Raw genomic sequence first — 13,743 nt, forward strand, 5'->3', positions numbered from 1 at the left:
CCGCGCAGGCATCCCGGCGCGGGCATGCGATCTGCGGCGGCTCGACTGGCGTTCGTGCGTTCATTCATGTACACGAATGCGGGAATGACGCGCCGACCGGCTATCATGTGCGCGATGCTTTTTTCGCCGCACCGTCATACAACGCGTCGGCCCACCGGTTGGAGTACACATGGCATTACCCCTGGACAACGTCAGCATGGCCGTGTTCTGCGACTTCGAGAACGTCGCGCTCGGCGTGCGCGACGCGAAGTACGAGAAATTCGACATCAAGCCCGTGCTGGAGCGCCTGCTGCTGAAGGGCAGCATCGTCGTGAAGAAGGCCTATTGCGACTGGGATCGCTACAAGGGCTTCAAGGCGTCGATGCACGAGGCGAGCTTCGAATTGATCGAGATTCCGCACGTGCGCCAGTCGGGCAAGAATTCGGCCGACATCCGGCTCGTCGTCGACGCGCTCGACCTCTGCTACACGAAGTCGCACGTCGACACGTTCGTGATCATCAGCGGCGACTCGGATTTTTCGCCGCTCGTGTCGAAGCTGCGCGAGAACGCGAAGAAGGTGATCGGCGTCGGCGTGAAGAAATCGACGTCGGACCTGCTGGTCGCGAACTGCGACGAATTCATCTTCTACGACGACCTGGTGCGCGAGCAGCAGCGCACGCTCGCGAAGCGCGAACAGCAGCAGCGTGCGGGCAACGGCGGCGCGAAGCGGCCGGACGAGCCGTCGTCGCGCAAGCACGACCTGGACGCCCGCAAGGCCGAGGCGATCGCGCTGGCGGTCGAGACGTTCGATGCGCTCGCGTCGGAGCGCGACGACGTCGGCAAGATCTGGGCGTCGGTGCTCAAGAGCGCGATCAAGCGCCGCAAACCGGATTTCAACGAGTCGTATTACGGGTTCCGCGCGTTCGGCAACCTGCTCGACGAAGCGCAGGCGCGTGGCCTGCTCGAAGTGGGACGTGACGACAAGTCGGGCGCGTTCGTGTCGCGGGCCCGCCAGCCGGCGGCCGTCGAGCATGTCGCGCTGGCCGGTGACGGTGGCGCGCACCGCGGCACGCGGGCGGCGGAGCCGGCGCGGGCCGGGCGCCATGCGCAACGCCGCGGGCAGCGGGCGGAAGCGGTCGTGCACGAAAGCGTGCAGGTCGAGGCGGAAGCGGTCGAGACGGCCGAGTTTGCCGACGTCGTGCCGGTTGCGCCTGCTGAAACGATCGAAGCGGCCGAGGTGCACGGCGAAGCGCAGGATGGCCGCAAGCGTGCGCGCAAGAGCGCCGCGAAGAAGACCGGCGCGAAGAAGGGGGCCGCTGCGAAGAGCGCCGGCGCGGCGAAGCACGGCGGCGACAAGCACGCGCACGGCAAGCATGCCGACGACGCGCATCGCGACGCGGAGCAGGGCGACGCGCCGCACGTGGCCGTGACGCATGCCGGGACGGCGGCCGACGATCGCGGTGGCGAGATTGCTGTCGCGCAGCCGTCGCACGACACGGCGCCGGTCGAAGCGCATGCCGAAGCCGCTGCCGAAGCGCCGGTCGCTGCCAAGAAGAAGCCTGCCCGCAAGGCCGCACCGCGCGCGCGTCGTCCGCGCAAGACGGCGGCGGCCGAGTAACGGCAGCCGGCCGGATGCCGCCCGAAGCGCGGCATCCGCACCCTACAGGCCGGCGCGACGCCGGCCTGCCGCGCTAGCCGTTCAGCGCATACGGCTGCGTCATCACTTCGAGGAAGTGGCCGTCCGGATCGTCGAAGTACACGCCGCGCCCGCCGTTGTGGCGGTAGATGTCATCGGGCTGCCGCTTCGCCGGATCGGCCCAGTGCGCGAGCCCGTGCTCGCGGATGCGCGCCAGCACGCGATCGAAGCCGGCTTCGTCGAGCAGGAACGCGTAATGCTGCGACCTGATTTCCCCCGCCTGTTCGTAGAAATCGAGCGATACGCCGTTGTCGAGCGCGACGACCAGCATCGCGCCGAACGGCGTCGGCGGCGGCAATTCCAGGAGTTCAGTGAGGAAGCGGCTCGACGCGCGCTTGTCGCGGCACCAGACGATCGTGTGGTTCAGCTGGACGTTCATGGCGGATTCCCGGCGAAGGGCATCGCGGTGAGTATGGACTCACGATAGCCGATCGCCGCTGCGGTTCAAGCACGAAAAAACGGCCGCCCGAGGGCGGCCGTTTCCCGTTACTCGCCGGCGACGGCCGGCCCGCCGGTATTGCCGCGGCGGTTGCGACGCTTCTCTCCCCACACGCGGAACCGGTCCATGTACAGGTAGACGACCGGCGTCGTATAGAGCGTCAGCACCTGCGACACGATCAGGCCGCCGGCGATCGCGATCCCGAGCGGCGCGCGCAGCTCGGCACCGTCGCCGCTGCCGAATGCGAGCGGCAATGCGCCCAGGAGCGCCGCCATGGTCGTCATCATGATCGGACGGAAGCGCAGCAGGCATGCCTCGTGGATCGCGTCGAACGACGACTTTTGGTTGTTGCGCGTCTGGTCGATCGCGAAGTCGACCATCATGATCGCGTTCTTCTTCACGATACCGATCAGCAGGATCACGCCGATCAGCGCGATGATGCTGAACTCGGTCTTGAACAGCAGCAGCGCAAGCAGCGCGCCGACGCCGGCCGACGGCAGCGTCGACAGGATCGTGATCGGGTGGATGTAGCTCTCGTACAGGATCCCGAGCACGATATAGACGGCCAGCAGCGCGGCGAGGATCAGGATCGGCTGGTCGTTCATCGACTGCTGGAACGCCTGCGCGGTGCCCTGGAAGCTGCCGACGATCGTCGGCGGGACGCCGATCTGCGCCATCGTCTGGTAGATCACCTGCGTCGCCTGCGACAGCGATACGCCTGGCGGCAGGTTGAACGAGATCGTCGTCGCGACGAACAGCCCCTGGTGGTTGACCGACAGCGGCGTCGTGCTCGGCCCGAACGTCGCGATCGCCGACAGCGGGATCATCGTCGACTTCGACGTCGACACCGATGCACCCGACGACGCGCTCGACTTGCCGCTCGCCGCGATCGCGTTGAGCGCCTGGTTGCGCGCGGAATCGGACGCGATCGCCGCGGCGCTCTGCGTGCCCGTGCCGGCGCTCGATGTGCCGGCCGATGTCGCGACAAATGTGCCGGCGGCCGCGTTGGTGGTCTGCGAGCCGTTCGCGCTGCCGCCCGACGTGCTGATCCACACCTGGTTCAGCATCTCGGGGCTCTGCCAGTATTTCGGCGCGACTTCCATCACGACGTGGTACTGGTTCAGCGGGTTGTAGATCGTCGAGACCTGGCGCTGGCCGAACGCGTCGTACAGCGTGTTGTCGATCTGCGCGGGCTTGATGCCGAAGCGCGCGGCCGTCGCGCGATCGATCGTCACCATCGCCTCGAGGCCGCCTTGCTGCTGGTCGGAGTTCACGTCGGTCAGCTCCGGGCGCTTCTGCAGCGCCTCGGTCAGGATCGGCCCCCACTTGTACAGGTCGGCGCTCGAATCGCCGAGCAGCGTGAACTGGTACTGCGCGTTGCTCTGCCGGCCGCCGACGCGGATGTCCTGCGCGGCCTGCAGGAACGTGCGCGCACCCGCGACGTCCGCCAGCGGCGGGCGCAGCTGCTGGATCACCTGGTCGGCCGACAGCTTGCGTTCGGTGCGGTCCTTCAGCGTGACGAACATGAAGCCCGAGTTGGTCTGCGTGCCGCCCGTGAAGCCCGCGACGCTCTTCACGTTCGGGTTGCTCTGCACGATCCGCATCATCTCGGAGAATTTCAGCTTCATCGCCTGGAACGACGTCGACTGGTCGGCCTGAATGCCGCCGATCATCAGCCCGGTGTCCTGCTGCGGGAAGAAGCCCTTCGGCACGACGATGTACAGGTAGACGTTCAGCCCGATCGTTGCGAACAGGGTCAGCAGGATCAGCAGCGGCCGGCGCAGCGCCCACGACAGCGAGCGCTCGTAGCCGCGCTGCATGCGCGAGAAGCCGCGCTCGAGGAAGCGCCCGAAGCGGCCCTCGCTTCGCGGGTCGTGCGACTCGGGCAGCAGGCGCGCGCACATCATCGGCGTGACGGTGAGCGATACCGCGAGCGACACGGCGATCGCGAGCGACAGCGTCAGCGCGAACTCGCGGAACAGGCGCCCGACGATGCCGCCCATCAGCAGGATCGGCAGGAACACCGCGACGAGCGAAATGCTCATCGACAGCACCGTGAAGCCGACTTCGCGTGCGCCGTCGAACGCGGCCTGCATGCGCGACTTGCCGTTCTCGATGTGCCGCGAGATGTTCTCGAGCACGACGATCGCATCGTCGACGACGAAGCCGGTCGCGACGATCAGCGCCATCAGCGACAGGTTGTCGATCGAGAAGCCGAGCAGGTACATCGCGCCGAACGTGCCGATGATCGAGATCGGTACCGCGACGCTCGGGATCAGCGTCGCACGCCAGTTGCGCAGGAACAGGAACACGACCATCACGACGAGGCTCACCGCGATCAGCAGCGTGTGCTCGGTGTCCTTCAGCGATGCGCGGATGGTGGTCGAGCGGTCGAGCACCGGCGTGACCGTGATGTCGGCCGGCAGCGACGCGGTGAGCTGCGGAAGCGCCGCGCGCACGCGGTCGATCGTATCGATGATGTTCGCGCCGGGCGAGCGGTAGAGGATCACGAGCACCGCGCGCTTGCCGTTCGACAAACCGAGGTTGCGCAGGTCCTCGACCGAATCGACGACGTCGGACAGGTCGGACAGCCGTACGGCGGAGCCGTTGCGGTAGGCGACGACGAGGTCGCGGTATTGCGACGCCTGGGAGGCCTGGTCGTTCGTATAGAGCTGGTAGCGCTGCGGACCGAATTCGATCGCGCCCTTCGGCGCGTTGGCGTTCGCGGACGCCAGCGCCGCGCGCACGTCCTCGAGGCCGATCCCGTAGTGGAACAGCGCCTGCGGTTCGAGCTCGACGCGCACGGCCGGGTTCGCGGAACCGCTCACCGAGACCTGGCCGATCCCGTCGATCTGCGACAGCGACTGCTGCAGCACCGTCGACGCCGAGTCGTACAGCTTCGCGGCCGACGACGTTTCCGACGTCAGCGACACGATCATGATCGGCGAATCGGCCGGGTTGACCTTGCGGTAGGTCGGGTTGCTCTTCAGCGCGGCGGGCAGGTCGGCGCGCGCCGCGTTGATCGCGGCCTGCACGTCGCGCGCGGCGCCGTCGATGTCGCGGTTCAGGCCGAACTGCAGGATGATCCGCGCGTTGCCGACCGTGCTCGTCGACGTCATTTCGGACACGTCGGCGATCGAGCCGAGGTGCCGCTCCAGCGGGCTCGTCACGCTGGTCGCGACCGTTTCCGGGCTCGCGCCCGGCAGCGACGCCTGCACCGAGATCGTCGGGAAGTCGACCTGCGGCAGCGGTGATACCGGCAGCTTGATGAACGCGAACAGGCCCGCGAGCGCGACGCCGATCGCGAGCAGCGTCGTCGCGACGGGGCGGGTGATGAAGGGGCGCGACAGGTTCATGTCGGCACTCGCTGGGCCGCCCCAAGGGCGCCGACCGCCCCTTTGGGCGGCAGCGAACGAAGTGAGCGTGGGGGTCGTTTCATTTACGCATCCGTGCGCGTGCCGGCGTCAGGGCCGTGGCGTTCGAACCAGCCGCGCACGCGGCGCGCGAGCGAGTCGAAGCCGAGGTAGATCACGGGCGTCGTAAACAGCGTCAGCACCTGCGACACGATCAGGCCGCCGGCGATCGCGATCCCGAGCGGCTGGCGCAGCTCGGAACCCGCGCCGGAGCCGACGATCAGCGGCAGCGCGCCGAGCAGCGCGGCGAGCGTCGTCATCAGGATCGGCCGGAAGCGCAGCAGGCACGCCTGGTAGATCGCCTCGCGCGGCGGCTTGCCTTCGACGCGTTCGGCCTCGAGCGCGAAGTCGATCATCATGATCGCGTTCTTCTTCACGATACCGATCAGCAGCACGATGCCGATGATCCCGATGATGTCGAGATCGTGCCCGGTGATCATCAGCGCAAGCAGCGCGCCGACGCCGGCCGACGGCAGGGTCGACAGGATCGTGATCGGGTGGATGTAGCTCTCGTACAGCACGCCGAGCACGATGTACATCGTGATCACCGCCGCGAGGATCAGGAACAGCTGGTTCGACAGCGATGCCTGGAACGCGAGCGCCGCACCCTGGAAGCGCGTCTGGAACGACGCGGGCAGGTTGATGTCCTTCTCGGCGGCCTCGATCGCCTTGACGGCTTCGCCGAGCGACGCGCCCTGCGCGAGGTTGAACGAAATCGTCGTCGACGGGAACTGCGACAGGTGCGCGACCAGCAGCGGCGACGGCCGCTCGTGGAACGATGCGATCGACGACAGCGGCACCTGGCCGCCGCCCGCCGACGGCAGGTAGATGTCGTTCAGCGATTGCGCGTAGTGCTGCTCCTTCGGCTCCGACTCGAGAATCACGCGGTACTGGTTCGACTGCGTGAAGATCGTCGACACGATGCGCTGGCCGAACGCGTCGTACAGCGCGTTGTCGACGGTCGCCGGCGTGATGCCGAAGCGCGCGGCGCTCGCGCGGTCGATCTCGATGTACACCGACTGGCCGTTGCTCTGCAAGTCGGTCGCGACGTCGGCGAGCGACGGCTCCTGCTGCAGCCGCGCGACGAGCTTCGGTACCCAGGTCGCGAACTCGTCCGAGTTCGGGCTCGTCAGCATGAACTGGTACTGCGTCGGGCTGACGGTCGAATCGATCGTCAGATCCTGCACCGACTGCATGAACAGCGAGATGCCCGTGATGTTCGACACGCGGTGCTGCAGGTCCCGGATGATCTGCGCGGCCGTCTCGGAACGATCGTCGCGCGCCTTCAGGTTGATCAGCATGCGGCCGCTGTTCAGCGTGATGTTGCTGCCGTCGACGCCGATGAACGACGTGAGGCTGTCGACGTTCGGATCTTTGAGGATCTCGGCCGCGAGCGCCTGCTGCCGTTCGGCCATCGCGCCATACGAGATCGACTGCGGCGCCTGCGTGATCGCCTGGATCACGCCGGTGTCCTGCGCGGGGAAGAAGCCCTTCGGAACGTAGATATAGAGCAGGGCGGTCAGCCCGAGCGTCAGCAGCGCGACGACGAGCGTCGAGCGCTGGCGGTTCAGCACCCACTCGAGCGCGACCGCGTAGCGCGCGATCACCCAGTCGATCGCGCGGTGCACACGCGCCTCGAAGCGGTGGCTTTCCGGCGGCGGCGAATGGCGCAGCAGCTTCGCGCACATCATCGGCACGAGCGTGAGCGACACGATCGCCGAGATCACGATCGTCACGGCGAGCGTGATCGCGAATTCGTGGAACAGGCGCCCGACCACGTCGCCCATGAACAGCAACGGGATCAGCACCGCGATCAGCGACACCGTCAGCGAGATGATCGTGAAGCCGATCTGCTTCGAGCCCTTCAGCGCGGCCTCGAGCCCCGTTTCGCCTTCCTCGACGTAGCGTGCGATGTTCTCGATCATCACGATCGCATCGTCGACGACGAAGCCGGTCGCGATGGTGAGCGCCATCAGCGACAGGTTGTTCAGCGAGAAGCCGGCCATGTACATCACCGCGAGCGTGCCGATCAGCGACAGCGGCACTGACAGGCTCGGGATGATCGTCGCGTAGACGTTCGCGAGGAACAGGTACATCACGAGCACGACGAGCCCGACCGCGAGCAGCAGCTCGAACTGCACGTCGCGCACGGCCGCGCGGATCATCGTCGTGCGGTCGGTGACGATCTCGACGTCGAGCGCGGCCGGCAGCGTTTCCTGCAGCTTCGGCAACTGCGCCTTGATTGCGTCGACCGTCTGGATCACGTTCGCGCCGGGCTGTCGCTGCACGTTCAGGATGATCGCGGGATCGGCATTCACCCACGCACCGAGCTTGGTGTTCTCCGAGCCGGCGACGACCGTCGCGACGTCGGTCAGCATCACCGGGCGGCCGTTCTTGTATGCGACGACCGCGCTGTTGTACTGGTCGGCGCTCGTCAGCTGGTCGTTCGCGTTGATCGTGTACGCGCGCGTCGGGCCGTCGAAGTTGCCCTTCGGCGTATTCACGTTCAGGTTCGAGATCGTCGTGCGCAGGTCGTCGAGGTTCATCCCGTACTGCGCAAGCGCGGTCGGGTTCGCCTGGATCCGCACGGCCGGCCGGTTGCCGCCCGACAGGCTGACGAGACCGACGCCCGCGATCTGCGAGATCTTCATCGCGAGGCGCGTGTCGGCGAGGTCCTGCACTTGCGTGAGCGGCAGCGTCTTCGACTTGACGGCGAGCGTGATCACCGGCGCATCGGCCGGGTTGACCTTCGCGTAGATCGGCGGAGCGGGGAGGTCGGACGGCAGCAGGTTGCCGGCCGCGTTGATCGCGGCCTGCACTTCCTGTTCGGCGATGTCGAGCGGCAGGTCGAGCGAGAACTGCAGCGTGATTACCGACGCGCCGGCCGAGCTTTGCGACGACATCTGGTTCAGCGACGGCATCTGCCCGAATTGCCGCTCGAGCGGTGCGGTGACCGACGAGGTCATCACCTCCGGGCTCGCACCCGGGTAGAAGGTCTGGACCTGGATCGTCGGGTAGTCGACTTCGGGCAGCGCGGCGAGCGGCAGGAAGCGCAGCGCGACGAGACCGGCCAGCATGATCGCCGCCATCAGGAGGGCGGTGCCGACCGGCCGGAGAATGAAGAGGCGGGATGGATTCATCGAGCGGCCCGCGCGTTATTGGGCCGCTGCTTGCGACGCACCGTGCTTGTGTCCGCCGCGATGGCCGGCGGTGCCCGATGCAGCCGAGGCACCCGACGCCGCACCGGCGCCGCGCGCGCCCGACGCGCCTTTCGGCTTGTCGGCCGGGATCGAGATCTTCGCGCCTTCGCGCAGGCGGTCGGAGCCGTCGGTCACCACGCGCTCGCCGAGCGCGACGCCGCTGACGATGCTCGTGCGTTCGCCGTCGACCGGGCCGATCGTGACCTTGCGCACCGTCACCGTGTTGTCGGGTTTCACGACATAGACGAACTGGCCGATCGAGCCCGTCAGCACCGCGGAGGTCGGCACGATCGTCGCGTTGCGCAGCACGTCGACGAGCAGCCGCGTGTTCACGAACTGATTCGGGAACAGCATGCCTTCCTTGTTATCGAAGTTCGCGCGCAGCTTGACCGTGCCGGTGCTCGTGTCGATCTGGTTGTCGAGCGTCGCGAGCGAGCCCGTCTCGAGCGGTACCGTGTTGTTGCGGTTGTACGCGGTGACCGACAGCTTCTGGCCCGCGTTCACCTGCTTGAGGATCTGCGGCAGGTTGTCTTCCGACGTCGTGAAGATCACGCTCATCGGTTGCAGCTGCGTGATCACGACGAGGCCGTTGGTGTCGCCGGCCGTCACGTAGTTGCCCGGGTCGACCTGGCGCAGGCCGACGCGGCCCGACACCGGCGCCGTGATGCGCGCATAGGTGAGGTTCAGTTTCGCGGAATCGATCGCGGCCTGGTCGGTCTTCACCGCGCCTTCGTACTGCTTGACGAGCGACGCCTGCGTATCGACGGTTTGCGACGCGATCGAATCCTGCGACAGCAGCGTCTGGTAGCGCTTCAGGTCGAGGCGCGCCGTCGCGAGCAGTGCCGAGTCGCGTGCGTGCGTGCCTTCGGCGTTCTCGAGCGACACCTGGTACGGGCGCGGGTCGATCTGCGCGAGCACGTCGCCTTTCTTGACGATCTGCCCTTCCTGGAACGACACCGACTGCAGGTAGCCCGACAGTTGCGTCTTGACCGTCACGTTCGCGAGCGGCGTCACGGTGCCGAGTGCGGACAGCACGATCGGCATCTCGCCCTGCGTCGCGGTCGCGACCTGCACGGGCTGCGGAACGTTCGCCATGGCAGCCGGGCCGCCGCGGCCGCGATGGCCGCCTGCGCTGCTGCCGGCGGTTGCGCTCGCGCCGTTCGCCGTGCCGCCCGCGGCCGGCGTGCGGTTCCACGGGTGCCACCACAGCAGGCCGCCGATGGCGACGACCGCGACCGTGCCGATCATCAGCGTGCGGCGTGGACGCCGTGCGGCGGGCGACGCGGGGTCTTTCGAAGGGGGCGTGGGCTTTTGTTCGTTATCCATCGTGATCTGTCAGGAAGACGGCGCGGCGTGCCGGAAATCGGACTGCTGGGCTGCGCGTGGGCGAGCGGGTGACGGGAAGGGGGCCCGGCTCGGTCCGGGGCCCCGCCGACCCGCGCGGGAAAAGAGCGGTGCGCACCGCGAATGCGGCGCGACGATGGGCATGATCCTACGTCCCGTCCCCGTTACAGTCCAGTGGTCTATCTTTCAACGGGTTACGGTCGTTACAGAACGCGACAGGACGATGACGGAACGATTACACGCTGATGCGCCGGGCCGGTGCGCCGCCGATCTCGCGGGTGATTTTCGCGATGCATTCGTGCAGCGCGGGCACGACGTGTTCGTGCAGCCATTCGGGCGAGCACTGGTGCGCCGCGCCGCCGCAATTCACCGAGTAGCGCTGGCCCGACGGGCCGACGAAACCGGCTGCGACCGCATTCAGGCCCTCGCGCCATTCGCCGATCGCGATCGCGTGGCCGTCGCGCATGGCTTCGTCGAGCGCGGGGGTCAGGCGCGACGAGACGTGCGGCCAGTCGTCGCCCGCCGTGGTGCGCAGCGACTCGAGCAGCAGGCGCCGCTCGTCTTCCTCGAGAGCGGCGAGATACGCGCGGCCCACTGCCGTGCGTGCGATGTCCATTCGCGAGCCGATCTCGAGGCGCGTGACGAGCACCGCGGAGCGCGGGCGAATCACGTCGATCGCGACCATGTCGAGCCGGTCGCGCACCGCGAGGTGCACGGACAGCGACGTGCGTTCGGCCAACTCGATCATGAACGGCCGCGAGCGCGCGCGGATGTCGAAGTTGCGCAGGAAGCCGTGACTCAATTCGAGCACTGACGCGGTGAGTACGAAGCGCTCGCTGTCGGGCAACTGGAACAGGAAACCGGCGCTGACGAGCGTCGCGGTGATGCGCGAGACGGTCGGCTTCGGGATGCCGGTCAATTCGGTCAGTTCGCGGTTGCTGACGGGCGCGTCAGCAGCCGCGATGCGGCGCAGCACGGCGAGGCCGCGGGCGAGGGCGGTGATCTCGTCGGGCGAGGATTCACGGTCCCGCGGCGCGGGAGGGGTTACAGTTGTCGACACGAGGGATTCTCTCTAATTCCGAAACTCGATTTCAATTTTGTTGGTATTGTAGGACTATTGTCAAAAGATGCATGTTCTGCAGGCGAACCGGTCATTGGATGAGATTTTACGGGTTCACCCTTGGTTTATTAGGAAAACGCTCAAATGAGCGTTGCCAGAAAGTGCATGAACCGGTGCAAATACCGCTTGACTTGTCGGGCGGAAACGGAAAGAATGTCTCACGTTTTCGAAACATCGTTTCAAGAGTTTAACCGGCAACGATGTTTCGCGCAGTCTCTCAGGTTCTAGCACGGCCCTCGGAATGGCTAGAACTTTTTTAGCGCCACGGTCTCCGTGGCGCTTTTTTTTGCCCGTCATTTGACTGTCCGCCCGGACGCGTCAGGCCCGTATTATCCCCCGATCGCTGGAAACGCCCGGCCGAGCCCGCTCGGCGCGCGCTTGCGCACGCCATTCACGCGATTCGCGCGCGCAAAAAAAAGCGCGACGCCCGCACTGGGCATCGCGCACAAAACGGCGTGGAGCGCCGACGAATGAACGGTGATGAAGATGGGGCGCCCGGCCAGGAGCGCCTGGTCACGGGCATTGCCCTCGCGCGGCCCGGTCAGGCCTTCGCGAGCTTGATGCCGGTCTGCTCGGCCGTCAGGTAGCCGACGCTGGCGCCGAAGCGGTCCTTGAAGTTCGCACGCACGAGCGGATCGAGCGTCGGCTTGACCTTGTCGTGCAGCGGCGATTCCCAGTCGCCCGCGTGCTGGAAGTTGCTCATGATGTACGTCCAGCCATTGATCTCGTCCACCGCGTGCAGGCCCGTCGATTCCGCGCCGGCCGGGCACGACAGCACGCGCACCAGCGACTTCGTGTCGACGTTGTACGCCCACAGGAAGTTGTTCACGTGCATACCCGAGTCTTCGCCGATGAACAGCGTGCGCAGCTTTTCGGAGAACTTCAGGTTGTCCGGGTTGGCGATCTTGTCCGGGTTCGCGAGGTTGCCGAGGCCGTCGGCCGCGGCGAGATCCTCGCCGACGAGCGCGGCCGGCGCGCCCATGTCGACCGGCACCCATTCGCTGTCGATCGCGCCGCCGGTCGTGTCGCGCTGGCTGGCCTTCAGGTTCAGCGCGTAGACGGCGCCCGCGGCGATCTTCTTGTCGACCGCGACATCGCGCGACACGGCGTTGCCCTTGACCATCGACGTTTCGATCCGCGACATCGCCGTGTAGACGATCTTGTCCTTCGCGTTCACCGTCGTGCCTTCGAGCTTCGTGAAGCCCATGCTGCCGCCGAGCAGTGCCGCGTAGCGGTGTGTCTCGAGGAACGCGGCCGCCTTTTCCATTCCCGGCTTCACGCGCATCCAGTTGAACTTGCCGCCGAAGTGGATCTTCGCGTAGCTCGCATCGTTCGGGTCGGTGGTCACCAGGTCCATGATGTCCGACGCCTTCAGCGTGTTCGCGAGCGCTTCGATCTCGCTGCTCGTCGCGTGGCCAATCTTGATCCACGTGAGCGTCGCGGTGCCGGCGCCGGCCGACGACGTCTGCGTCCACTTCGCGACGTACAGCGTGCCGGCCGACAGGTCGGCCGCCTTGTCGGCGACGAACATGAACAGGCCGCCGTTGGTGGCGTCGTCACCCATCATCACGGTGCGCTGGTCCGGCATCACCTGGATCAGCTCGTGCGAGATGCGGCCGAGGCAATAGTGCTTCTTCACGGTGCCCGTGCCGTCCGGATTCACCGTGATCTCGGGCAGGTGGCCGTAATGGTAGGGGTTCGCCTTCGTCTCGTCGCCGAACGTGTTCTTGCTGAACGCCTTGAACTGCGCGTCGGTCGCAACCTTGGTCGCGTCCGGTTCGTATTCCTCGCTCGACAGGTGCGTGCCCCACGGCGACAGGCTCGCGCCGCAGGTGATCCACAGGCCGTGCGCCTTCGACGTGTCGACGTTGTGGTACTTCACGACCTTCAGCGCGCCGGTGGCCGGATCCTGGTCGAGCGAGAGCACCGCGATCGGCGACGGCAGCTGGCCGTACTGCGATGCGCTCGCCTGGTCGCGTGTCGTGTATTCGAACTGGACGACCGCGAACACCGTGTTGCCCTTCACGCCGGGCACGTTCGCGTTCTTCAGCGTCAGCAGCGAGCTGCCGTCCGGGCAGTCGGAATAGAACTGGCGCTCCTTGCCGGCGACCGAGCGATCGATGATCGGCTGGTTGTTGATGTCGTAGTAGCCGCCCGCGAGCGTCGTGCCGCCCTTGCCGTCCGGCACCATGTCGCCCGTCACGAAGAACGGCCGGTACGCGAGCTTGAAGTTGCGCGACGAGCCGTCCGAGAACGACACCGACAGCGTCGAGCCGACCGTCGTCGTGGCCATCGCGGCCGCGTTGTCGAGCGTGGGTGCAGCCATCGCCGAGAATGCCGCCGACGTATAGGCAGCGGTGACCGGGGCCGGCGTCGATGCGGGATTGTCGTCGCCGCCGCAACCCGTCAGCAGGGCCGGCAGCGCGAGACCGGAAAGGGGGAGCATCGGCGCGCCGGCAAGGATCTTCAGGGCCTGACGACGGGCAGCATTGGGCAACGCGGGCATGTGGAGTCCAGTTTCAGTTGTTGGAAGAATGGCCTTCGCGAAGCAG

General features: G+C 66.8%; 7 protein-coding genes. 1 reads left to right on the forward strand and 6 read right to left on the reverse strand.

Features of this window, described 5'->3' with window-relative positions:
* The first annotated feature begins 169 nt into the window (after nucleotides 1-169).
* Nucleotides 170-1,597 (forward strand): NYN domain-containing protein, encoded by a 1,428-nt coding sequence (locus tag KEC55_RS05795; protein WP_282507100.1) that lies wholly within the window; start codon nucleotides 170-172, stop codon nucleotides 1,595-1,597.
* 73 nt (nucleotides 1,598-1,670) lie between these two features.
* Here the strand turns inward: KEC55_RS05795 and KEC55_RS05800 are convergent, their stop codons facing one another.
* From KEC55_RS05800 to KEC55_RS05825, 6 genes are all read right to left on the reverse strand, one after another.
* Nucleotides 1,671-2,054 (reverse strand): VOC family protein, encoded by a 384-nt coding sequence (locus tag KEC55_RS05800; protein WP_282507101.1) that lies wholly within the window; start codon nucleotides 2,052-2,054, stop codon nucleotides 1,671-1,673.
* Between the two features lie 107 nt (nucleotides 2,055-2,161).
* Entirely contained in the window at nucleotides 2,162-5,470 is a 3,309-nt protein-coding gene (locus KEC55_RS05805; RefSeq protein ID WP_282507102.1) for an efflux RND transporter permease subunit, read from the reverse strand.
* A gap of 83 nt (nucleotides 5,471-5,553) precedes the next feature.
* Nucleotides 5,554-8,667: an MdtB/MuxB family multidrug efflux RND transporter permease subunit gene (locus tag KEC55_RS05810; protein ID WP_282507103.1), complete on the reverse strand. Its 3,114-nt coding sequence runs from the start codon at nucleotides 8,665-8,667 to the stop codon at nucleotides 5,554-5,556.
* Nucleotides 8,668-8,682: 15 nt separating this feature from the next.
* Nucleotides 8,683-10,053: an MdtA/MuxA family multidrug efflux RND transporter periplasmic adaptor subunit gene (locus KEC55_RS05815; protein WP_282507104.1), complete on the reverse strand. Its 1,371-nt coding sequence runs from the start codon at nucleotides 10,051-10,053 to the stop codon at nucleotides 8,683-8,685.
* A gap of 253 nt (nucleotides 10,054-10,306) precedes the next feature.
* Complete coding sequence (locus KEC55_RS05820; protein ID WP_282507105.1) at nucleotides 10,307-11,131, reverse strand: IclR family transcriptional regulator; 825 nt, start codon at nucleotides 11,129-11,131, stop codon at nucleotides 10,307-10,309.
* 601 nt (nucleotides 11,132-11,732) lie between these two features.
* The gene (locus KEC55_RS05825; protein ID WP_282507106.1) at nucleotides 11,733-13,697 is read right to left on the reverse strand and encodes a PhoX family protein; all 1,965 of its coding nucleotides are present in this window, start codon (nucleotides 13,695-13,697) and stop codon (nucleotides 11,733-11,735) included.
* Nucleotides 13,698-13,743: the final 46 nt, after the last annotated feature.

The organism is Burkholderia cepacia, assembly GCF_029962485.1.
Taxonomy (GTDB): domain Bacteria; phylum Pseudomonadota; class Gammaproteobacteria; order Burkholderiales; family Burkholderiaceae; genus Burkholderia.

Bases quoted from the DNA above. Each gene is read 5' to 3' on its own strand.
- KEC55_RS05805 (WP_282507102.1), bottom strand. From the start codon at position 5,470: ATGAACCTGTCGCGCCCCTTCATCACCCGCCCCGTCGCGACGACGCTG.
- KEC55_RS05815 (WP_282507104.1), bottom strand. From the start codon at position 10,053: ATGGATAACGAACAAAAGCCCACGCCCCCTTCGAAAGACCCCGCGTCG.
- KEC55_RS05810 (WP_282507103.1), bottom strand. From the start codon at position 8,667: ATGAATCCATCCCGCCTCTTCATTCTCCGGCCGGTCGGCACCGCCCTC.
- KEC55_RS05825 (WP_282507106.1), bottom strand. From the start codon at position 13,697: ATGCCCGCGTTGCCCAATGCTGCCCGTCGTCAGGCCCTGAAGATCCTT.
- KEC55_RS05800 (WP_282507101.1), bottom strand. From the start codon at position 2,054: ATGAACGTCCAGCTGAACCACACGATCGTCTGGTGCCGCGACAAGCGC.
- KEC55_RS05795 (WP_282507100.1), top strand. From the start codon at position 170: ATGGCATTACCCCTGGACAACGTCAGCATGGCCGTGTTCTGCGACTTC.